Genomic DNA, 21,309 nt, shown 5'->3' with positions numbered 1-21,309 from the left:
ATGAATAGCCACCCCTTGCCCCTGCGCTCTCCTTGGTGGAGCCGCGTGCGGGGCATGTTCAACCTCAACGACCCGCGTTGGGGTCGCGACGACGACGCCAAACCCGGTGCATCCGATGGCTCGCGTGACTCCTCTCGCCGGCCCGATCCCAGCCACGACGACCGCCCCGACGACCGCCGTGGCGACGAGCAGCAGCCCGATCCGCGCCCGTGGCAAGGCCGGCCCAAAGGCCCCAACCAAGGCCCGCCCGACCTAGACGAAATCTGGCGCGACTTCAACCGCAAGCTCAACGGGCTTTTTGGCGGTGGCAAACGGCCCGGTGGCGGGGGCATGGGCTCCGGCGGCGGCGGTGGTGGCATGCCGGGCTTCAAGGCCCCCACCCCCAAGGGGGCAGGCGTGGTCGCCGGCATGGTGAGCGGCGTGTTGCTGGTGCTCTGGCTCGGCTCGGGTTTCTTCATCGTGCAAGAGGGCCAGCAAGCCGTGGTGACCCAGTTCGGGCGCTACCATAGCACCGTGGGCGCGGGCTTCAACTGGCGCCTGCCGACGCCGATTCAGCGCCACGAAACCGTGTTCGTCACCACCATTCGCTCGGTCGATGTCGGGCGCGAGGACATCGTGCCGGCCACCGGCCTGCGCGATTCGGGCATGCTCACGCTCGATGAGAACATCGTCGAAATCCGCTTTGCGGTGCAATACCGCCTCAACGACGCCCGCGCCTTTCTGTTCAACAGCCGCGACCCCGACAACGCCGTGCTGCGCGCCGCCGAGACCTCGGTGCGCGAAGTGGTCGGCAGCATGACCATGGACCAAGCCCTGGTCGAAGAGCGCGACCAGATCGCGCCGCGCGTGCGTGCCCTGATGCAAAGCCTGCTCGACCGCGCCCAGGTCGGGGTCGAGGTGGTGGCCGTCAACCTGCAACAAGGCGGCGTGCGCCCGCCAGAGCAGGTGCAAGCCGCTTTCGACGACGTGCTGGTGGCCGGCCAAGAGCGCGAACGCGCGCGCAACGAGGCCGAAGCCTACGCCAACGACGTGATCCCACGCGCCCGCGGTGCCGCCGCGCGCCTGATGGAAGAAGCCCAAGGCCACAAGGTGCGCGTGGTGGCGCGCGCCGAGGGTGATGCCGCGCGCTTCCGCCTGGTGCAAGCCGAGCACGCGCGCGCACCCCAAGTCACGCGCGACCGGCTGTACCTTGAGACCATGCAAGAGGTGTTCAGCAACGTCACCAAGGTGCTGATCGACTCGCGCAACAACAACAACCTGCTGCACCTGCCGCTCGATCGGCTGATCCAGCAAGCCGCCGTGGCGGCACCGCTGGCCGGCGCGGCTGCGGCGCTGCCCGCCGCTCCAACTCCAGCACCCGCCGCACCAGCGCCCGACCCGCGCGCCCGTGACGCCCAGCGCGCCCGCTAAAGCGACGACACACTGCCATGATGAACAAAATTGGTCTGATTCTGGTCTCCTTCCTCGTGTTGCTCGGGGTCGGGAGTTCGATGCTGTTCGTGGTTGACCAGCGCCAGTTTGGCGTGGTCTATCAGCTCGGTCAAATCCAGCGCGTGGTGATCGAGCCTGGGCTCAACTTCAAGCTGCCGCCGCCGTTTCAAAACGTGGTCTATATCGACCGGCGCCTGCTCACGCTCGAGAGTGTCGATACCGAGCCCATGCTCACCGCCGAGCGCCAACGGGTGGTGATCGACTGGTTCGTGCGCTGGCGCATCTCCGACCCCTCGGCTTTCATCCGCAACGTCGGGCTCGACGAGCGCGCCGGCGCGGCCCAGCTCAACCGCGTGGTGCGCAACGCCTTCCAAGAGCAGGTGAACCGGCGCACGGTGCGCGAGCTGCTCTCGACCCGGCGCGAAGAGGTCATGGCCGACGTCAAGCGCGACGTGCTGGCGGCCGTGCGCGGCGCCGAACAGCCTTGGGGCATGGACGTGATCGATGTGCGCATCACGCGCGTCGATTACGCCGAGACCATCACGCGCTCGGTCTTTGACCGCATGATCGCCGAGCGCCGCCGCGTGGCCAACGAGCTGCGCGCCACCGGTTTTGCCGAAGGCGAGCAGATCCGCGCCGACGCCGACCGCCAGCGCGAGGAACTGCTGGCCGAGGCCTTCCGCGAAGCGCAAAAGCTCAAAGGCCAGGGCGACGCCCAAGCCTCGCGCATCTACAGCGACGCCTTCAGCCGCGACCCGGCCTTCGCCCAGTTCTACCGCAGCCTCGAGGCCTACCGCGCCAGCTTCAGAAACCGCACCGATTTGATGGTGCTGGATCAGAGCTCGGAGTTCTTCCGCGCCATGCGCGGCAACGTGCCGGCGGCTGGGCGCTGATGCACGTGCCTGGGCGCAGCACCCCAAGCAGGGCACTGCGCTCAAGGCCCTGCTGCTAAAATCTGACCCATGCGTCGCAAACTGGTGCTTTTGGTGGCTGTGTGGGTCTTGCTCTGGCAAGGCGTGGCCGGCGCTGGCTTGCCCGCGCTGGCCAAAGCCTCGGCCGACGCCGTCCATGCCGCCCTGCACTGGAAAGACGTGGGCCACCACCACCACACCGACGGCAGCATCCACGCCGATGCCAGCCAAGCCTCCTTCGAGCACGTGGCACTCGACGGCTCGCACGTGGTGGCTTCGCCCGTGGCGGCGCCCCAGCTCGCATTCCCCTTGCCCCTCGCCGGGCTGCCACACTACTGGGCCGATTCCCTGCCCAACCGCTACACCGATCCTCTGCACCGACCTCCGCGCACCTGAAGCGCAGCTGCGCCCTTTTGCGCCCTATGGCGCGCGGGTGCGTTCGCTTGGTCTAGTCGCCGTGGCCTCATGCGCTTTTCAGCCCCTTGGTGGGTTAAGCGCGTGCACGAGCCCTGCCTAGGCCGTATCAGGCTGTAGATCGCAGAGGTTTTCATGTTTTGCACGTTCCGCTTGCGGGCGCTCGGTGTTGCCGTCGCCCTGGGTGTGGGTGCGCCGGCTTTGTGGGCGCAGACCGCGACCCTGCCCGCACCCGCACCCACTTTTTATCCCTTTAGAGCGCCTGTTGAGGCTGCTGGGTTCAATCCAGTCGCGGCCGGTGTGGGGCCCATTGCGGCCTCAAGCGCTGCGGCGCCCCACCTGGGTGCAGTCGGCGTGGTGTCCAATCCGGGCGCAGCCGGCGCTGCGCAGGAATCCAGTTGGTCGCAGGCGCTCGACGCCGCTTGGGCGCGCAGCGCCGACTCCGCCGCCGCTGCGGCGGCGGCACAGTTGGCGCAAGCCGAGCAAGTTGCGGCCCAGGCGTGGTTGCCGGGTGCGCCGGTGTTCGAAGCCGGCTGGCGCACCGACCAGCTCAACCGCAACACCGGCGCGCGCGAAACCGAGCTGGCGCTGGCGCTGCCGCTGTGGTTGCCGGGGCAGCGCCAAGCCAGCGTGCAGCAAGCCGCTGCCGCTGCCGCCGTGGCCCAAGCCAGCGCCAGCGCCCAGCGCCTGCAGTTGGCGCAGACGCTGCTCGAAGCCGCCGCCGCGGTGCAGCAGCAGCGCTTGGCGTTGGAATGGCAAACCAGCGAGGTGCAGACGCTGCGCCTGCTGGCCGCCGACGTGCAGCGGCTGCTGGCGGCAGGCGAACGCGCGCGCACCGACAGTCTGGCGGCGCAGGCCGAGCTGTTGCACGCGCAGGCACTGCTGCAGCAGACCCGCAGCGAACTGCAGCGGGCTGAGCTGCACTGGCACAGCCTGACTGGGTTGAGCGGCGTCGCGCCCATTGCAGCGCTGGGTGCTCCATGCGAACCCACAGCTGCGGCCCACACGCACACATCAGCCGTTGCGGCAGCGGCTGATGTCGGGGCAGTATCACGGCTTGGGGCCTCCTGCGCCCCTCCAGCTGCCTTGGCACAGCACCCGCTGCTGCTCGAGGCCGATGCGCGCAGCCAGTGGGCGCAGCGCCAACTGACGCTGATCGAGCGCAGCCGCCGCGATGCGCCCGAGCTGCAAGCGCGCTGGGTGCAGCAGACCGAGGCCCGTGGCGCCGCCAGCGCGCAGAGCGTGGGCCTGACGCTGCGCCTGCCTTTGCACAGCGCCGCCCAGCACCACCCGCGCCTGGTGGTAGCCCAAGGCGCCTATGCCCACGCGCAAGCGCTGCAGCAGCAACTGGAGCGGCAACTGCAGACCCAGTGGGCGCAGCAGCAGGCAGCGCTGACCGGTTTGCAAGCCCAGATCGCGCACCAAGCGCAGCGCGCCGAGCAGCTGCGCGAGCGCGCCGCCCTGATCGAACAATCTTTCCGCAGCAGCGAGACCGCACTCGCCGACTGGCTGCGCACCCGCGCCGGCGCTGCCCAAGCCGCAGCCGAGCTGCAAGCGCTGCGTCTGCAGCAGCAGATCGCGCAGGCGCGGCTGCAACTCACTCTAGGAATCCTGCCATGACACCGAACCCAAAACACTCCTTGCGCCTGCACCTAAAGCTCAGCCTGAAACACAGCCTGAAACACACCCTAGCGGCCGCAGCCCTGTGCGCGCTGGCGCTGGGCAGCCACGCCGCCCCCGGTGCCCACGGACCCGATGGCGAGCACCTCGACGCCCCTGCTGCTGCGCTGGCAGGGGCCGCTGCGCTGCCGCGCTTCGAGGCCGCTTCTGAATTGTTTGAAGTCGTCGGCCGCCTGCAGGCCGAGGGCCTGAGCCTGTACCTGAATCATTTCAAAAGCAGCGAGCCGGTGCTGCAGGCGCAGTTGCACGTGGAATCGGGGGCGCTGCAGGCCACGGCGGCCTTCAGGCCCGAGCAGGGCGACTACCTGTTGAGCGACGCGGCGCTGCTGGCGCTGCTGCGCCAACCGGGCCAGCACGCGCTGGTGCTGACGGTGATCGCCGGCCAGCAGTCCGATTTGCTCGAGGGCAGTCTGAGCGTGGCGGCGGCGGCTGCCGGCGGTCACGGCCACGAACACAGCTTGCTGCAAGAGCTGGCGCTGCCGCTGACCCTGGTGGGTGGCGGGCTGCTGCTGGCGGGTGGCGGGATTTGGTTTTTGCGCCGCGGCAAGGCCGTGCGTGCGAGCAAAGGATTGGGATCATGAACTTTATTTTTCGTGCTGGGATGCACAACAATGCGCTGCGGTGGGCGCTGGCCTTGGGCTTTGTGGCCTTCATTGCTGCGGGCAGCGCCTGGGCCGCTCCGGGTGCACACGGCCCCGACGGTGAACACCTCGACGCCCCGGGCGCGGCAGCGCGCGCCGACGGCCTGCTGCGCCTGCCCGACGGCAGCGTGCAGGTGCCCATGGCTTCGCAGCGCCTGATGGGCTTCCGCACCGTGCTGGCTCAAGCCGCGCAAGTGCCGCAGACCACCGAGCTGCCGGGCCGGGTGGTGCAAGACCCCAACGCCGGTGCGCGCGTGCAAAGCCCGCTGACCGGGCAGATCGAAGCCGGGCCGCGCGGTTTTGCGCTCCCGGGGCAGCGCGTGCGCGCCGGCGAGGTGCTGGCCTATGTGCGCCATCTGCCCGATCCGCTGGCGGGCGCCAGCCTGCAGGCGCAACTGGCCGAACTGCGCGCGGCGCAAACCGTGGCCGAGCAGCGCTGGCAGCGCCTGAGCAGCCTAGAAGGTTCGGTGCCGCGGCGCGAGATCGAAGCCGCGCAGGCCGAGGTGTACAGCCTGCAGGCGCGCCAGCAGGCGCTGAGCGCCGGGCAGCGTGCGCGCGTGGCGCTGCGCGCCCCCGTGGGCGGCGTGATCGCGCGCGCCGAGGTGCTGGCCGGCCAAGTGGTGGAGGGCCGCGAGGTGCTGTTTGAGATCGTCGATCCGGCGCGCTTGCTGGTTGAGGCCAGCACGGCCGATGTCGCGCTGGGTCAGCGCATCGCCGCCGCCACGCTGGCCGGCATGCCCGGCGTGCGCCTCGAGCCGCTGGGCAGTGGTGCCGCGCTGCGCGACGGCCTGCTGCCGCTGCTGTTTCGCGCCCGCCAGAGCCCACCCAGCGCCGGCAACGCAACAGCCACCGCGCAACTGCCGCTGGCGCTGGGCCAGCCGGTGACCGTGATCGTGCAGCGCACCGACACCCTGCAGGGCTTTGTGCTGCCGGCCGAGGCGATCGTGCGCAACCCGGCCAACCAGCCGGTGCTGTGGATCAAGTCGGGCGCCGAGCGCTACATCCCGCAGCCGGTGCAGTTCCGAGCGCTCGACGCCAGCACCGTGGTGGTGCACGCCGGGCTGGGTGCCGACAACCGGGTGGTGGTGCGTGGCGCGGCCCTGCTTGCGCAAATTCGCTGACGCCGCGCAAAGGACTGTCATGTTCAATTGGATCGTACGCCACAGCCTGAACAACCGGCTGTTTGTGCTGGTTTTTGCAGCCATTTTGCTGGTCTATGGGGCCCTCACCGCCTGGCGCATGCCGGTCGATGTGTTCCCTGACCTGAACAAGCCGCAGGTCACGGTGCTCACCGAAGCCGGCGGCATGGCGCCGGAGGAGGTCGAGCAACTGATCACGGTGCCGATCGAAACCGCGCTCAACGGCATGCCCGGCGTGACGCGGGTGCGATCGGTATCGGGCATCGGTCTGTCGATCGTCTATGCCGAGTTCGACTGGGGCACCGATGTGTTTCGCAACCGCCAGCAAGTGGCCGAGCGGCTGTCGTTGGTGCGCGCGCAACTGCCGCCCGAGATCAGCCCGACCATGGGGCCGGTGTCGTCGATCATGGGCGAGGTGATGCTGCTGGCGCTGCCCCTGCAAGCGCAGGCCGCAGGCAGCGCCGATGCCGCCGCGCTGGCGGCCATGGAGGCGCGCGAATACGCGGACTACGTGCTGCGCCCGCGTTTGCTGTCGATTGCCGGCGTGTCGCAGGTGATCCCCATCGGCGGCGAGGTGCGCCAGTTGCGCGTCGAGCCCGACCCGCAGCGCATGGCGCAGTTTGGCGTCACGCTGACGCAGATCGAGGCCGCGCTGGCCGGCTTTGCCAGCAACGCCGGTGGCGGTTTCATCGACCGCAACAGCCGCGAGTACATGATCCGCCACATCGGGCGCACCAGCCGCATCGAAGATCTGCAAGGCTTGGCGGTGGCTTGGCGCGAGGGGCGCCCGATCCTGCTGCAGCAAGTGGCCAACGTGCGCTTTGCCGCCGGCATGAAGCGCGGCGACGCTGGCTTCAACGGTGCCCCGGCGGTGGTGTTGAGCATCCAAAAGCAGCCCGGGGCCGACACGCTGCGCCTGAACGAGCAGATCGAGGCCGCGCTGCACGAGCTCAAGGCCGGGCGCCCCGCCGGGCTGGCCGAGCCGCAGGTGCTGTTCAGGCAGGCCGATTTCATCCAGGCGGCCACCGGCAACGTGGCCGAGGCGCTGCGCGACGGCGCCATCATGGTGGCGATCGTGCTCTTTGCCTTCTTGCTCTCGGCGCGCACGACGCTGATCTCGCTCACCGCCATTCCGCTGTCGCTGGCGGCCACGGCGCTGGTGTTTCACTGGCTGGGGCAGACCATCAACGTCATGACGCTGGGCGGCATCGCCATCGCCATCGGCGAGCTGGTCGATGACGCGGTGGTGGATGTGGAAAACACCTTGCGCCGCCTGAAGCAAAACCGCCTGCGGGCGCAGCCGCAGCCGGTGATCGAGGTCGTGCGCCAGGCCAGCATCGAGGTGCGCACCGGCATCGTCTATGCCACGCTGATCGTGGTGCTGGTGTTCGTGCCGCTGTTTGCGCTGCCGGGCATCGAAGGGCGGCTGTTTGCGCCGCTGGGGGTGGCGTACATCGTCTCGATTCTGGCGTCGATGGCGGTGGCCATGACCGTCACGCCGGTGCTGTGCTACTACCTGCTGCCGCGCATGAAGCGCCTGACGCACGGCGACAGCCCGCTGGTGGTGCGCCTCAAGCGCTGGGACGAGCGCCTGCTGCGCTGGTCTTTCGGGCGCACGCGCCTGCTGCTGGGGGCGGCCGTGGTGGCGGTGGCGCTGGCGGCGGCGAGCGTGCCGTTTTTTCCGCGCGCTTTTCTGCCGGCCTTCAACGAGGGCTCGCTGACGTTGGGGATGCTGATGCAGCCCGGCACCTCGCTCGAGGAATCGAACCGCATCGGTGCGCTGGCCGAGACCCTGATCTTGCAGGTGCCCGAAGTCACGCACGTGGGGCGGCGCACCGGCCGCGCCGAGCTCGACGAGCACGCCGAAGGGGTGCACGCGGCCGAGATCGACGTCGGGCTGGCCCCCAGCGCGCGCGACCGCGAGGCCGTGATGGCCGACATCCGCGAGCGCTTGGCGCTGCTGCCGGTGCAGGTGGCGGTGGGGCAGCCGATCTCGCACCGGCTCGACCACTTGCTGGCCGGGGTGCGGGCGCAGATCGCGATCAAGGTCTTTGGCGACGACACCGACACCCTGCGCGGCCTGGCGGCGCAACTGCGCCAGGAGCTGGAGGCGGTGCCGGGGCTGGTGGATTTGAGCGTCGAAAAACAGGTGCTGATCCCGCAGATCACGCTGCGCATCGACCACCAGCGGCTTGCGCAGACCGGTCTGTCGCCGGGCGAGGCGGTGCGCGTGCTGCAAGCGCTCACCGACGGCGCGCACGGGGCGGTGATCGTCGATGGGCCGCGGCGTTTCGAGCTGGTGCTGCGCCTGCCCGACGGCGCGCGCAGCCCGCAAGACCTCGAGCGCCTGCTGATCGACACACCCTCGGGCAGCGTGCCGGTGTCGGCCTTTGCCACGGTGGAGGTGAGCGACGGCCCGAACCAGATCGGGCGCGAGAACGGCCGCCGGCGCATCGTGGTCTATGCCAACACCGACGGCTCCGACATGGCGCACATCATCGCCGACGTGCGCGGCGTGATCGCGGGCAGCGCGCTGCCGCCGGGGGCCTTCATCACGCTCGAAGGCCAGTTCCAGGCGCAAGAGCAGGCCACGCGGCTGATCGCCGGCTTGTCGCTGTTGTCGCTGCTGCTGATTTTCATGGTGCTGTATTCGCGCTACAAATCGGCGCTGCTCACCGGCATCATCATGCTCAACATCCCGCTGGCCCTGATCGGTTCGGTGCTGGCGATGTGGATCGCGGGCGTGTCGCTCTCGGTGGCTTCGATGGTGGGCTTCATCACCCTGGCCGGCATTGCCAGCCGCAACGGCGTGCTCAAGATCAGCCACTACATCAACCTGTGCAAGTTCGAGGGCGAACGCTTCGGGCCCGAGATGGTGGTGCGCGGCTCGCTCGAGCGCCTCACGCCGGTGCTGATGACGGCGCTGGTGGCAGCCTTTGCCCTCACGCCCTTGCTGCTGGCGGCCGATGCGCCGGGCAAGGAGATTTTGCACCCGGTGGCGGTGGTGATCTTTGGCGGGCTGGTGAGCTCAACCCTGCTCGACACCCTGCTGACGCCGGTGCTCTATCTGCGCTACGGGCGCGCAGCCACCGAGCGCTTGGTCAACGAAACCGACACCAGCCGCGCCGATGCGGCGGTGCAGGAGTCGTATTGAGCCTGCGCTGATTCACAATCGCGACGTGAGTCGGCGCCCAATGCGGCCAAATCCCCCCCACTTTTTTTGGAGAATGAAATGCAAAAACGCTACGCAATCGCGGCCCTGCTGGGCCTGTCGATGATCGGTTTCAACGCCCACGCCCACGGCGCGCCCAAGCCGCAGCACGGCGGTGTGGTGCAGGTGGCGGCCGATCTGGGCTTTGAGCTCGTCGGGCGCGGCGCGCAGGCGCAGATTTTTGTCGATGACCACGGCAAGCCCTTCAACGTGGCCCAGATGACGGGCCAGCTCACCGTGCTGCAAGGCGCCACGCGCACCCAAGCCCCCCTGAGCCCAGCCGGCCCCAACATGCTGCAAGCCAATCTGCAACTGGCAGCCGGCGCGCGCGCCGTGGCAACCATCAACCGGCCCAATCAGCCGGCGATCACGGTGCGTTTTGTGTTGCCCTAAAGCCCATCAGCCCGCCGCGTTGCTGCCGTTGCCGTTGTTGCCGCCGTTGACGCGCTCGCTGTCGCGGCTGATGCCGGCGGTCTGGCTGAAGCCGCAGTCCACGTAGGTGATCTCGGCGGTGACGCCGGCGGCCAGGTCGCTGAGCAAAAACGCGACGACGTTGCCCACGTCGTCGATGGTGACGTTGCGCCGCAGCGGCGCGGCGTCGGCGACCATGCCCAGCAGCTTGCTAAAGTCTTTGATGCCGCTGGCGGCCAAGGTGCGGATCGGGCCGGCGCTCACGCCGTTGACGCGGATGCTGCGCCCGTCGTCGAGCCGCCCCACGGCCTCGGCCAGGTAGCGCACGCTCGCTTCCAGGCTGGCCTTGGCCAAGCCCATGGTGTTGTAGTGCGGTACCGTGCGCAGCGCGCCGAGGTAGCTTAAGGTCAGCAGGGCCGAGCGGTCGTTCAGGTAGGGCAGGGCGGCTTTGGCCAGCGCTGGGAAGCTGTAGGCGCTGATGTCGTGCGCGATGCGAAAGGCCTCGCGGCTCAGGCCGTCGAGCAGATTGCCGGCGATGGCCTCGCGCGGGGCAAAGCCGATGCTGTGCACAAAGCCATCAAAGCGCGGCCAGTGCGCCGACAAATCGAGGAACAAGCGCTCGATCTGGGCGTCGTCGGCCACGTCGCAGTCGAACACCAGGCTGGAGTTGAACTCGGCAGCAAAGTCGGTGATCCGATCGCGGAAGCGCTCGCCCACGTAGCTGAACGCCAACTCGGCCCCCTGCGCGTGGCAAGCCCGGGCAATGCCGTAGGCGATCGAGCGGTTCGACAGCAAACCGGTGATCAAGAACTTTTTACCGACCAGAAAACCCATGCCTCATGCTCCAGAAAATGTGAGGCAGAATTGTCGCATGCAGAACCCGTGTTTCAGATGGCAGTGTTTTTGCGGGCCCAGCCCGCTGCGGCCAGCTGCCGTCGCGCCAGCACTGCGCGCGCTCACGCATCTGCTGCTGGCGCTTCTCGTGCTGTTTTTGCTGCTGGCCGCTGCGGCAGCCAACCAAGCCCGGGCCGGGGCACCCGCGCACGGCTACGCCCAGTTCGGCGACCTCGCGTTGCCGCCCGGTTTTGCCCACTTTGCCCACGTCAATCCGCAAGCCCCGCGCGGCGGCTCGATCACTCTGGTTTCGCCCACGCGCATCAGCACCTTCGACAAGTTCAACCCGTTCACGCTCAAGGGCACGGCGCCGCCGGGCATGTGGTTGCTGATGTTCGAGTCGCTGCTCACTCCCCACCTCGACGAGCCCAACAGCGCCTACGGGCTGCTGGCCGAATCGGTGCAGGTGGCCGCCGACGGCCGCTCGGCCACCTTCAGGCTGCACCCGCGCGCGCGCTTTCACAACGGCGAGCCGGTGCTGGCGGCCGACGTGCAGCACTCGTTCGAAACCCTCACCGGCGTCCACGCGGCACCGCAGTTGCGCAGTTTTTTTAGCGAGATCACCGGTGTGCAGGTGCTGGGCGAGCGCCTGCTGCGCTTTGATTTTGCGCGCCCCAACCCGGAGCTGCCACTCATCGCCGGCTCCATGCCGGTGTTCAGCCGCCAGTGGGGGCTGGAAAACGGCCAGCGCCTGCCCTTTGACCAAGTCGTCTTGCAGCACCCGATCGCCTCGGGTCCCTACCGCATCGGGCCGGTCAATTTTGGCCGCGACATCACCTTCGTGCGCGACCCCCACTGGTGGGCCGCCGACCTGAACGTGCGCCGCGGCATGTTCAACTTCGAGCGCATCACCTACACCATCTTTCGCGACCCCACGGCGCAGGTGCAGGCCTTCAAGGCCGGCGAGTTCGACTACATGCAGTCCTTCATCTCGCGCGAATGGGCGCGCACCCTGATCGGGCGCCCCTTTGACCGCGGTGAGCTCATCAAGCGTGAAGTGGCGCACCACAACGCCGGCGATTTTCAGGGCTTTTTGTTCAACACCCGGCGTCCGCACCTTCAAGATGCGCGCGTGCGCGAAGCGATTGCGCTGGCGCTGGACTTTGAATGGATGAACCGGCAGCTGTTCTTCAATTCCTTCGAGCGCATGCGCGGCTTTTTTACTGCCAGCGACTTCGAGGCTAGGGGTCTGCCCGGCGCCGACGAACTGGCACTGCTCGAACCCTTGCGCGCACAACTGCCCGCAGCCGTGTTCACCCAGCCGGTGCCGCTGCCGCCGGTGACGCGGCTCGAGCTCGATTCTGGCCAGACCCTGCGCGACCACCTGCGCCGTGCGCGCGACCTGCTCGCCGCCGCCGGCTGGCGCTACCGCGACGGTGCGCTGCGCAACGCCCAAGGCGAGCCGATGGTGATCGAGTTCCTCGACAGCGGCGGTGGCATGGGCCGGGTGGTGACGCCGCTGCAAAACAACCTGCGCCGCCTCGGCATCGAAGCCCGCTACCGCGTGGTGGACTTTGCGCTGCTGCAACGCCGCCTCGACGCCTTCGACTTCGACCTCACCAGCGTGCGCTGGCTCGGCAGCCAAGCCCCGGGGGCCGAGCTGCTGGACCGCTTCGGCTCGGCCGCCGCCACCACCCCGGGTTCGAGCAACCTGATCGGGCTGCGCGACCCGGCCGTCGATGCGCTGCTCGAGCGCGCCGTGGCTGCGCGCACCCGGCCCGAGCTGGTCGCGTCCTTGCGCGCGCTCGACCGCGTGCTGCGCCACCAACACCTGATGATCCCGCACTGGTACGGCAGCGTGCACCGCATCGCCTACCGCGCCGGGCGCTTCGAGCAGCCGGCCGTGCTGCCGCGCTACTTCCAGCCCGAGGGCTGGGTGCTGGCCACTTGGTGGGCCAGCGCGGCCAACCGGGCCGAGTTGCAGCAACGTCAAGCCGCCAGCGCCGCACGCGCTGCGGGAGGACGTTGACATGTGGAGCTACGTCCTCAAGCGCCTGCTGCTCATGATCCCGACCCTGTTCGGGATTTTGCTGCTCACCTTCATCGTCATCCAGTTCGTCCCCGGCGGGCCGGTGGAGCAGATGGTGGCGCAGTTGCAGGGGCGCGATGTCGGGGGCGAGGGCGTGGCGGCCGGGGCGGCAGCCGGCATCCACGGCCGCCAAGGGCTGGATGCGGCCCAGATCGAGCAGATCCGGCAGCTCTACGGCTTCGATCTGCCCGCGCACGAGCGCTTTTTGCAGATGGTGGGGCAGTTTTTGCGCTTCGACCTCGGGCAGAGCTTTTTTCACCACCGCTCGGTCTGGGAGCTGATCGTCGAGCGCCTGCCGGTTTCGATCAGCCTCGGGCTCTGGACCTTCCTCATCAGCTACGCGGTCTCGATCCCGCTGGGCATCGCCAAAGCGGTGCGCGCCGGCAGCCGCTTCGACACCGCCACCAGCGTCATTGTGCTGGTGGGTTTTGCCATCCCCGGCTTCGTGCTCGGCGTGGCGCTGCTGGTGATTTTTGGCGGCCAGTTGCAGTGGTTTCCGCTGCGCGGGCTGGTCTCGAGCAACTGGCACGAGCTCAGCTTGGGGGCGCAGATCGTGGACTACCTGTGGCACATCACGCTGCCGGTCACGGCCAGCGTGGTGGGTGCCTTTGCCATCACCACCATGCTGACCAAAAACGCGCTGCTCGAAGAAATACGCAAGCAATACGTGCTGACTGCGCGCGCCAAGGGCCTGAGCGAGCGCCGGGTGCTGTACAAGCACGTGTTTCGCAACGCCCTGATCCCCATCGTCACCGCCTTCCCGGCGGCCTTTGTCGGTGCCTTTTTTGCCAGCGCGCTGCTGATCGAAACCCTGTTTTCGCTCGAAGGGCTGGGGCTGCTGGGCTTTGAGAGCGTGATCCGGCGCGACTTCCCCGTGGTTATGGGCACGCTGTATCTGTTTGCCCTGATCGCGCTGGTCACGCGCCTGATCAGCGATCTGTGTTACGTCTGGGTCGATCCCCGTGTCCGTTTTGACTGAAGCCCCAGCCTCTGCCACTCCCTTGCCGCCCGCGCTCAGCCCGGGGCGGCTGGCGTGGCGCCGCTTTCGCCGCCATCGGCTCGGTTTTTACAGCCTGATCCTCTTTGGCCTGCTGTTCGTGCTCAGCCTCGGGGCCGAACTGATCGCCAACGACCGGCCCCTGCTGGCGCGCTACGGTGGCCAACTGCACGTGCCGCTGCTGCACAACCCACCCGAGACCGCCTTTGGCGGCGACTTCGAGACCCCGACCGATTTCCACGACCCCTTCATCCAGCGCCAGTTCGAGCAGCCCGGCAACTGGGCCCTGTTCCCCCCCATCCGCTTTCACCACAGCAGCATCAACTACTTCGCGCCCGAGCCGCACCCCTCGGGCCCCAGCGCCAGCAACTGGCTCGGCACCGACGACCGCGGCCGCGACGTGGCCGCACGCTTGCTGTACGGCTTCAGGCTCTCGGTGCTGTTTGCGCTCGCCCTCACGGCGGTGGGCGTGTTGCTGGGTGTGCTCGCTGGTGCCATACAGGGCTACTACGGCGGCCGCGTCGATCTGGTGGGGCAGCGCTTCATCGAGGTCTGGGGCTCGATGCCCGAGCTCTATTTGTTGATCATTTTTTCGGCGCTGTTCGAGCCCGGTTTGCTGTTGCTGCTGGTCTTGCTCAGCCTGTTTGGCTGGATGGGCCTGAGCGACTACGTGCGCGCCGAGTTTTTGCGCAACCGCCAGCTCGACTACGTGCGCGCCGCGCGCGCCATGGGATTGAGCAACTGGCAGATCATGCGCCGCCACATCCTGCCCAACAGCCTCACGCCAGTGGTCACTTTTCTGCCCTTTCGCATGAGCGCGGCCATATTGGCGCTGACCGCGCTCGACTTTCTGGGCTTGGGCGTGCCGCCCGGCACACCCTCGCTGGGCGAGCTGCTGGCGCAGGGCAAGAACAACCTCGACGCGTGGTGGATCTCGCTGGGCACCTTTGCCGTGCTGGTGCTCACGCTGCTGCTGCTCACCTTCATGGGCGATGCGCTGCGCGACGCGCTCGACCCGCGAAAGGTGCAGCGGTGAGCGCGCCGCTGTTGCAGGTGCGGGGCTTGAGCGTGGCCTTTGCTGGGCTCGAGGTGGTGCACGGCATCGACTTCGAGCTCGCGGCCGGCGAGCGGCTGGCGCTGGTGGGCGAATCGGGCTCGGGCAAGACGGTCTCGGCCCTGAGCCTGCTGCGCCTGCTTCCCGAGGCCGAAGTGGGCGGCAGCGCGTTGCTGCAAGGGCGCGACCTGCTGCGTTTGAGCGAGCGCGAGCTGCGCGGCGTGCGCGGCGACGAGGTGGCGTGCATCTTTCAAGAGCCCATGACGGCGCTCAATCCGCTCTACACCGTGGGCAACCAGATCGGCGAAATCCTCACCCTCAAAAAAGGCCTGAGCGCACGCCAGGCCGAAGCGCGCATCGTCGAGCTGCTGGCCGCCACCGGCATGCCCGAGCCAGAGCGGCGCGCCCGCGCCTACCCGCACCAGCTCAGCGGCGGCCAGCGCCAGCGCGCCATGATCGCCATGGCGCTGGCCAGCGAGCCGCGGCTGCTGATTGCCGACGAACCCACCACCGCGCTCGACGCCAGCTTGCGCACGCAGATGCTCGAGCTGCTGGGCACGCTGCAACAGCGCCTAGGGATGGCGCTGCTGCTCATCACCCACGACCTGCACCTGGTGCGCCAGTTTGCCGACCGCGTGCTGGTGCTCGAGCGCGGGCACTTGGTGGAGCAGGGCCCGGTGGTGCAGGTGTTCGAGCAGGCGCAGCACCCCTACACGCGCAAGCTCTTGGGCAGCCGCCCCAAGCGCAGCTTTGGCCCGCAACCGCCGCCCGGGCCGCCGCAGGTGCTGCGGGCGCGCCAGCTGGCCGTGGCCTACGAGGTGCCGCGCCCGGGCTTGGCGGGCTGGTTCAAGCGCGGGCGCTTCGAGGCCGTGCGCGGCGTCGAGTTTGAGCTGCCCCCCGGGCGCACGCTGGGCGTGGTGGGCGAATCGGGCTCGGGCAAATCGACGCTGGCGCTGGCCGCCCTCGGTCTGCTGCGCCACCAGGGCGAGTTGCAGATCATGGGCGAAGCGTGGGGCGAACCCGGCATGGGCCCGGCGCGCGCCAACACCCCGCGCCTGCGCCGCTTGCGTCGCCAGGTGCAGGTGGTGTTTCAAGACCCGTTTTCCAGCCTGTCGCCGCGCATGAACATCGAGCAGATCGTGGGCGAGGGCCTGCTCGTGCACGAACCGCACCTGAGCGTGCCGCAGCGGCGCGAGCGCGTGTTGCAGGCGCTGCGCGAAGTCGGGCTGCTGCCCGAGTCTGGGCCGCAAGCCGAGCTGCTGCGCTGGTTGCAGCGCTACCCGCACGAGTTTTCGGGTGGCCAGCGCCAGCGCATCGCCATCGCGCGCGCCCTGATCGTGCAGCCGCGCTTGCTGGTGCTCGACGAGCCCACGTCGGCACTCGATGTCACGGTGCAGCAGCAGGTGCTGGAGCTGCTGCTGCGGCTGCAGCGCGAGCACAACTTAAGCTACCTGCTCATCACGCACGACCTGGACGTGATCTGGGCCCTGGCGCACCAGGTGCTGGTGCTGCAGGGCGGGGCGGTGGTCGAGCAAGGCAGCGCCGAGCAGGTGTTACAGTTGCCCCAGCACCCCTACACGCAGAGTTTGGTGCGGGCTTGTGCGCCCCTGTGCCCGCGCACCGAGCCCTAGCCGCGCCCTGCCCGCAGTCTTTTTGCCCACGCCGTTTTGATGTTGCCGACATGAACGAAGCCCACGCCCCGCCCCCAGTTGCCATCACCCTCACCTCACCCCTGCGCTGGCTCGCGCTGGGCTGGCACGATCTGCGCACCAACCCGGTGCCCGGTTTGCTCCATGGTTTGGCGGCGGCCCTGTTTGGCGCCAGCCTGATGTGGCTTGCTCAAGGCCATTTCTGGTGGAAGGCGGGGGCGTTTTCCGGTCTGTTGCTGGTGGCGCCGGTGGTCTTGGTGGGCCTGTTGCTGGTCAGCCGCGAGGCTCAGCTGGGCCGGCGGGTCGGCATGCCCGCCGTATTGAAGCTGTGGCGCTCTGCCGATCCGCGCTTGGTGCTGTTTGGGATATTGCTGGCATTGGCCGGTACGGCTTGGGTTTTGCTGTCGGCTGGCTTGCTGGCCTTTTGGGCACCACAACCCATAGGCACTTGGCAAGATTTTCTGACGCACGTGGTGCTGGGCCCCAGCGAGTGGTTGTTTGTAGGCTGGCTCATGCTCGGGGCCCTGCTGGCGGCGCCGGTCTTTGCTTCCAGCGTGATGAGCTTTCCGCTGCTGCTCGACACCGCGCAGCCGTTGCCGGTGGCGGTGGCCCACAGCTGGCGCGTGGTGGCGCAGTACCCCGTGGTGATGGTGCTGTGGGCGCTTTTGATCGCCCTCATCGTGGCCGTGGGGCTGCTCACGTGGATGCTGGGTTTGATCGTGCTGTTGCCGTGGCTCGGTCACGCCAGCTGGCACGCCTATGTGCAATTGAAGCGCGCCGGCGCCTTCGGTCTGCCGGGTTCGTGGGGAGGGGTGCAATAACATGCCTGGAACCGTATTCGGCTTCACCGAAGACCAGATCGCCAGCTTTGGCCTGACCATCGGCTTGGGCGGCTTCATCCTCTTCATGCTGTTTATCGTCTTTAACCTGGCGCGCGAATCCAAGGCGGGCAAGTTTGGCACCTTCATTTTGCTGCTGGTGTTGTCGTTTGGGATGGTCGGCTTTCTGGCCAAAAGCGTGATCAAATGGTTTGTTGAATAGCCCCCTCACTGGGCAACTGCGCGTATCCACTCCACATGAGCCGAACCCATTTTCAATTGCCCGACCTGCTGCAGGATGAAACCCTCGAAATCGGGCAAACCGGTCTGATTTGCAGCGCCGACGGCTGGGGCGAGCAAACCGTTTCGGGCCTGTTGCTCGACTTTGATCAGGCCGCCCGCGTGATCAAAATCCGGCCCACTGCGCAGCAACGCAGCCTGAGTTTAAAGTTCAACCAAGTCAAGCGCTTGAAAATCGATGCGCGGCCGGTCAGCGAGGCCGACCACGGCCGCACCGATGCGCACAGCCTGGAGCTGCATCCGGCCACCCATTCTTTTCTGGTTTCCTTGCGCGACGGCGCGCTCTACTCGGGCATTTGCCTGGGCTACAAAAAAACCGACCAGGGTTTGTGGATTTTCCCCAAATCGGCCCTTGACGGCGAGCCGCAGCGCGTTTTTATTCCCAAAAGCGGGATTTTGCGCTTCGAGCTGCGCGCGGGCCAGCAGAGCCAAATCGCCGATACCGATTTTGCCCAGACCGTGTTGCACGAATGGCCGCACACGCAACCGCTGGCCCCGGTTGCCAGCGAGGCGCCCTCGGTGGTGGAAACCTTGGTTGATTTGCAGCGTGCGTTGCAACGGCAAGCCAGGTTGCAGCCAGTGCCCATCGGCGAGGCCCTGGTGGGGTTGGGCAAGATCACGCCTGAGCAGCTGGCGCAAGTGCTGGAGTGGCAGCAGGCCGACCAAAGCCGGCAACCGCTGGGGCAGCTGTTGCTTGATAAAGGCCTGGTGTCTGCAGCCGACCTGCAAACCGCCTTTGCCCGCAAAATGGGCTACCCCTTTGTCAATTTATACAAATTTCCGATCGATGCCAGCGCTTTGCGTCGCATTCCGTTGGCATTGGCGCAGCGCCTGCAGGTGCTGCCCCTTGTGGAGCAGGGTGGGGCGTTGGTGGTGGCCATGCTCGATCCGCTGCAGTTTCGCGTCATCGATGATCTGGAGTTCACAACCCAGCGCAAAATTTTGCCGGTGGTGAGTGTCAGCACCGAAATAGGTGAAAGCATTCAAAAAGCCTATCGCGAGGTGGGGTTGAGCGAGCTCTCTAGCGCCACCGCTCCCGCTTCTGCTGTTGCCGCCACTGCACGACCGGCCCAGGGGCCGCAGGATGCGGTGCAGTTGGCGGTTGAACTGGTTGGTGGGGCCAAAGACGATTTCGAAGAAAAGCCGATCGAGCAGTCCGACAACACCTTGGTGCGGTTGATCAATTCCATGATCGCCGAAGCGCACCAGCAAGGGGCCTCCGACATCCACATCGAGCCCTATCCGGGGCGCCAGAAATTGCAGATTCGCTTTCGCGTCGACGGCCAGATGCGCAACTACCTCGAGCTGCCGGCCAACTACCGCAACGCCTTGGTGGCGCGCATCAAGATCATGTGCGACCTCGATATCTCCGAACGCCGCAAACCGCAAGACGGAAAGATCAATTTTGCCAAGTTTGGTGGCATACTGATCGAGTTGCGGGTGGCCACCGTGCCGACTGCGGGCGGGCTCGAAGACGTGGTGTTGCGGTTGCTGTCCTCGACGAAGCCGCTGGCGCTCGAGCAACTGCATCTCAACGCCCGCAATTTGCAGCGTTTCGAGGCCTTGGTCGAGCGCCCCTACGGCTTGTTTTTGTGCGTCGGCCCGACCGGCTCTGGCAAGACCACCACTTTGCATTCGGCGTTGCAGCGCATCAACACCCCGAACCGCAAAATCTGGACCGCCGAAGACCCGGTTGAAATCACCCAGCGTGGTTTGCGCCAGATACAGGTCAACGCCAAAATCGGCTGGACTTTTGCCGCGGCCTTGCGCACCCTGTTGCGTGCCGACCCGGATGTGATCATGGTGGGCGAAATCCGCGACCATGAAACGGCTGAAATTGCTATTGAGGCGTCGTTGACCGGGCACTTGGTGTTTTCGACCTTGCACACCAATTCGGCTGCCGAAACGGTGGTGCGCCTGATCGATCTGGGGGTCGATCCCTTTTCCTTTGCCGATTCGTTGCAAGGGGTGTTGGCGCAGCGCCTGGTGCGGCGCTTGTGCAAGCACTGTGAGGTTGAGCGGCCGCTCGAGAGCGCCCAAATCGATGAGCTGCTGCGCGACTACCAAGCCCTGCTGCCGGCCACTCACCCCTTGCGCCAAGGCCATGCCCTGCTCGACGAATGGATGCAGGCTTATGCCAAGGACGGGCGCCTGCTCGTGCGCACGGCTCCCGGTTGCGAGCAATGCGGCCACAGCGGCTATGCGGGCCGCTTGGCTCTGCACGAGCTGTTGTGCGGCAGCCCGGACATGCGCCGCCTGATTCAAACCCGCGCTCGACCGACCGAGATTCAACACCTGGCGCTCGATGAGGGCATGCGCACCTTGCGCCAAGATGGCATAGAAAAGCTCCTGCAGGGCCTGACCAGCCTAGCCGAGGTGCGTTCCAACACCGTGGGCTAAGAGGCTGGTAGGCAACTGGGCCTTTTCTCAGCAGCCGCGCGTCACCGGGGGTTCGAGTTCGGTGGCTGTGGCTGACGCCAGCAGCTGGTGGCGCGCCAGTTCCAGCTTGGCGATCGCCATGCGGTGCACCTCGTCGGGGCCGTCGGCCAGGCGCAGGGTGCGCTGGTTGGCGTAGCTTTGTGCCAGCACGAAGTCTTGCGACACCCCGGCGCCGCCGTGCGCTTGGATCGCCCAATCCAGCACCTTGCAGGCGACGTTGGGGGCCACGACCTTGATCATGGCGATTTCGGCCTTGGCGACCTTGTTGCCCACCGTGTCCATCATGTAGGCGGCCTTGAGGGTGAGCAGCCGCGCCTGCTCGATCAGGCAGCGCGATTCGGCGATGCGCTCGTGCCAGACCCCCTGCGCCGCCAGCGGCTTGCCAAAGGCCACGCGCCGCGTCAGGCGCTGGCACATCAGCTCCAGCGCGCGCTCGGCGGCGCCGATGGAACGCATGCAGTGGTGGATGCGGCCCGGCCCGAGGCGGCCTTGGGCGATCTCGAAACCGCGCCCAGGGCCGAGCAGGATGTGGTTGGCGGGCACGCGCACCTGCTTGAGCTGCACCTCCATGTGGCCGTGTGGGGCATCGTCGTAACCAAAAACCGTCAGGGCGCGCTCGATTTGCACGCCGGGTGCATCGGCCGGCACCACGACCATCGACTGCTGGGCGTGCCGGGGCGCTTGCGGGTCGGTTTTGCCCATCAGGATAAAGACGGCGCAGCGCGGGTCACCGGCACCGGAGGACCACCATTTGCGCCCGTCGATGACCAGCTCGTCGCCGTCGCGCTCGATGCGGCATTGGATGTTGGTGGCGTCGGACGAGGCGACTTCGGGTTCGGTCATCAGGAAGGCCGAACGGATTTCACCGCGCAACAAGGGGTTGAGCCAGCGGTCTTTGAGCGCCTCGCTGGCGTAGCGCTCCAGCGTTTCCATGTTGCCGGTGTCGGGGGCCGAGCAGTTGAACACCTCGGGGGCAAAGCTGACACGGCCCATGATCTCGCACAGCGGGGCGTACTCGAGGTTGCTCAAGCCCTCGGGGGCGCGCGGGGAATTGGGTAAAAACAGGTTCCACAGACCGGCGGCGCGGGCCAGTGGCTTGAGCTGCTCGACCAGCTCGGTCGGGCGCCAGGGGTTGCCGCGGGCGCGGTTGGCGGCCACCTCTGCCATGAAGCGCGCTTCGTTGGGGTAAATGTGGGCGTCCATGAAGGCTTGCAGGCGCGCTTGCAGGTCTTTGACCTTGGGGCTGTAATCGAAGTGCATAAAGGCTCCTCTGGGTGGGCGTGGGCGGGGT

The 21,309-nt window shown here is 67.4% G+C and carries 17 protein-coding genes; 15 read left to right on the top strand and 2 right to left on the bottom strand.

Annotated elements, in window-relative coordinates:
* The 8 genes from hflK (at position 1) to SMCB_RS06900 (ending at position 9,820) form a co-directional block, all read left to right on the top strand.
* Positions 1-1,410, top strand: a complete 1,410-nt coding sequence (gene hflK / locus SMCB_RS06935; RefSeq protein ID WP_045535907.1) for an FtsH protease activity modulator HflK — start codon at positions 1-3, stop codon at positions 1,408-1,410.
* A 20-nt stretch (positions 1,411-1,430) separates the two neighbouring features.
* Positions 1,431-2,324, top strand: a complete 894-nt coding sequence (gene hflC / locus SMCB_RS06930; protein WP_045535906.1) for a protease modulator HflC — start codon at positions 1,431-1,433, stop codon at positions 2,322-2,324.
* 69 nt (positions 2,325-2,393) lie between these two features.
* Positions 2,394-2,738, top strand: a complete 345-nt coding sequence (locus SMCB_RS06925; RefSeq protein ID WP_045535905.1) for a hypothetical protein — start codon at positions 2,394-2,396, stop codon at positions 2,736-2,738.
* Positions 2,739-3,110: 372 nt separating this feature from the next.
* Positions 3,111-4,376: a TolC family protein gene (locus SMCB_RS06920; RefSeq protein ID WP_171820289.1), complete on the top strand. Its 1,266-nt coding sequence runs from the start codon at positions 3,111-3,113 to the stop codon at positions 4,374-4,376.
* Complete coding sequence (locus tag SMCB_RS06915) at positions 4,373-5,017, top strand: hypothetical protein (protein ID WP_231851175.1); 645 nt, start codon at positions 4,373-4,375, stop codon at positions 5,015-5,017. The genes SMCB_RS06920 and SMCB_RS06915 overlap by 4 nt, the downstream gene beginning before the upstream one ends.
* A 20-nt stretch (positions 5,018-5,037) precedes the next feature.
* Complete coding sequence (locus SMCB_RS06910; protein ID WP_045535903.1) at positions 5,038-6,198, top strand: efflux RND transporter periplasmic adaptor subunit; 1,161 nt, start codon at positions 5,038-5,040, stop codon at positions 6,196-6,198.
* 19 nt (positions 6,199-6,217) lie between these two features.
* Positions 6,218-9,370: an efflux RND transporter permease subunit gene (locus SMCB_RS06905; protein ID WP_045535902.1), complete on the top strand. Its 3,153-nt coding sequence runs from the start codon at positions 6,218-6,220 to the stop codon at positions 9,368-9,370.
* 78 nt (positions 9,371-9,448) lie between these two features.
* Positions 9,449-9,820: a hypothetical protein gene (locus SMCB_RS06900; protein ID WP_045535901.1), complete on the top strand. Its 372-nt coding sequence runs from the start codon at positions 9,449-9,451 to the stop codon at positions 9,818-9,820.
* Between the two features lie 6 nt (positions 9,821-9,826).
* Here SMCB_RS06900 and fabI read toward each other — a convergent pair whose 3' ends face one another.
* Entirely contained in the window at positions 9,827-10,672 is an 846-nt protein-coding gene (gene fabI / locus SMCB_RS06895; RefSeq protein WP_045535900.1) for an enoyl-ACP reductase FabI, read from the bottom strand.
* A gap of 37 nt (positions 10,673-10,709) precedes the next feature.
* Here fabI and SMCB_RS06890 point away from each other — a divergent pair, with 37 nt between their 5' ends.
* The 7 genes from SMCB_RS06890 to SMCB_RS06860 are packed head-to-tail and all read left to right on the top strand — an operon-like array spanning position 10,710 to position 19,979.
* Entirely contained in the window at positions 10,710-12,701 is a 1,992-nt protein-coding gene (locus tag SMCB_RS06890) for an extracellular solute-binding protein (protein WP_082027283.1), read from the top strand.
* 1 nt (position 12,702) lies between these two features.
* A complete protein-coding gene (locus tag SMCB_RS06885) occupies positions 12,703-13,740 on the top strand; it encodes a microcin C ABC transporter permease YejB (protein WP_045535899.1) in 1,038 nt (345 codons plus the stop codon).
* A 22-nt stretch (positions 13,741-13,762) separates the two neighbouring features.
* On the top strand, positions 13,763-14,794 hold the full coding sequence (locus SMCB_RS06880; RefSeq protein ID WP_082027282.1) for an ABC transporter permease: 1,032 nt from the start codon (positions 13,763-13,765) through the stop codon (positions 14,792-14,794).
* Positions 14,791-16,443, top strand: coding sequence for an ABC transporter ATP-binding protein (locus SMCB_RS06875; protein ID WP_045535897.1), 1,653 nt, complete (start codon positions 14,791-14,793; stop codon positions 16,441-16,443). Before SMCB_RS06880 ends, SMCB_RS06875 begins: the two co-directional genes overlap by 4 nt.
* A gap of 50 nt (positions 16,444-16,493) precedes the next feature.
* On the top strand, positions 16,494-17,282 hold the full coding sequence (locus tag SMCB_RS06870; RefSeq protein ID WP_045535896.1) for a DUF2189 domain-containing protein: 789 nt from the start codon (positions 16,494-16,496) through the stop codon (positions 17,280-17,282).
* A 1-nt stretch (position 17,283) separates the two neighbouring features.
* Positions 17,284-17,502 carry a DUF2788 domain-containing protein gene (locus SMCB_RS06865; protein WP_045535895.1) on the top strand — a complete coding sequence of 73 codons (219 nt, stop codon included), beginning with the start codon at positions 17,284-17,286 and terminating at the stop codon, positions 17,500-17,502.
* A 35-nt stretch (positions 17,503-17,537) separates the two neighbouring features.
* Entirely contained in the window at positions 17,538-19,979 is a 2,442-nt protein-coding gene (locus tag SMCB_RS06860) for a GspE/PulE family protein (RefSeq protein WP_082027281.1), read from the top strand.
* A 27-nt stretch (positions 19,980-20,006) separates the two neighbouring features.
* Here SMCB_RS06860 and SMCB_RS06855 read toward each other — a convergent pair whose 3' ends face one another.
* Positions 20,007-21,278 carry an acyl-CoA dehydrogenase family protein gene (locus SMCB_RS06855; RefSeq protein ID WP_045535894.1) on the bottom strand — a complete coding sequence of 424 codons (1,272 nt, stop codon included), beginning with the start codon at positions 21,276-21,278 and terminating at the stop codon, positions 20,007-20,009.
* Positions 21,279-21,309 lie beyond the last annotated feature (31 nt).

Source organism: Serpentinimonas maccroryi (assembly GCF_000828915.1).
GTDB lineage: Bacteria > Pseudomonadota > Gammaproteobacteria > Burkholderiales > Burkholderiaceae_C > Serpentinimonas > Serpentinimonas maccroryi.
This window is presented reverse-complemented; position numbering and strand designations above follow the sequence as displayed.

What these genes read in the sequence shown, in the direction of transcription:
- SMCB_RS06855 (WP_045535894.1), bottom strand. Translation starts at nt 21,278, where the DNA reads ATGCACTTCGATTACAGCCCCAAGGTCAAAGACCTGCAAGCGCGCCTG.
- SMCB_RS06860 (WP_082027281.1), top strand. Translation starts at nt 17,538, where the DNA reads ATGAGCCGAACCCATTTTCAATTGCCCGACCTGCTGCAGGATGAAACC.
- SMCB_RS06870 (WP_045535896.1), top strand. Translation starts at nt 16,494, where the DNA reads ATGAACGAAGCCCACGCCCCGCCCCCAGTTGCCATCACCCTCACCTCA.
- SMCB_RS06900 (WP_045535901.1), top strand. Translation starts at nt 9,449, where the DNA reads ATGCAAAAACGCTACGCAATCGCGGCCCTGCTGGGCCTGTCGATGATC.
- SMCB_RS06925 (WP_045535905.1), top strand. Translation starts at nt 2,394, where the DNA reads ATGCGTCGCAAACTGGTGCTTTTGGTGGCTGTGTGGGTCTTGCTCTGG.
- SMCB_RS06910 (WP_045535903.1), top strand. Translation starts at nt 5,038, where the DNA reads ATGCACAACAATGCGCTGCGGTGGGCGCTGGCCTTGGGCTTTGTGGCC.
- hflK (WP_045535907.1), top strand. Translation starts at nt 1, where the DNA reads ATGAATAGCCACCCCTTGCCCCTGCGCTCTCCTTGGTGGAGCCGCGTG.
- SMCB_RS06885 (WP_045535899.1), top strand. Translation starts at nt 12,703, where the DNA reads ATGTGGAGCTACGTCCTCAAGCGCCTGCTGCTCATGATCCCGACCCTG.
- SMCB_RS06905 (WP_045535902.1), top strand. Translation starts at nt 6,218, where the DNA reads ATGTTCAATTGGATCGTACGCCACAGCCTGAACAACCGGCTGTTTGTG.
- SMCB_RS06865 (WP_045535895.1), top strand. Translation starts at nt 17,284, where the DNA reads ATGCCTGGAACCGTATTCGGCTTCACCGAAGACCAGATCGCCAGCTTT.
- SMCB_RS06890 (WP_082027283.1), top strand. Translation starts at nt 10,710, where the DNA reads ATGCAGAACCCGTGTTTCAGATGGCAGTGTTTTTGCGGGCCCAGCCCG.
- fabI (WP_045535900.1), bottom strand. Translation starts at nt 10,672, where the DNA reads ATGGGTTTTCTGGTCGGTAAAAAGTTCTTGATCACCGGTTTGCTGTCG.
- SMCB_RS06915 (WP_231851175.1), top strand. Translation starts at nt 4,373, where the DNA reads ATGACACCGAACCCAAAACACTCCTTGCGCCTGCACCTAAAGCTCAGC.
- hflC (WP_045535906.1), top strand. Translation starts at nt 1,431, where the DNA reads ATGAACAAAATTGGTCTGATTCTGGTCTCCTTCCTCGTGTTGCTCGGG.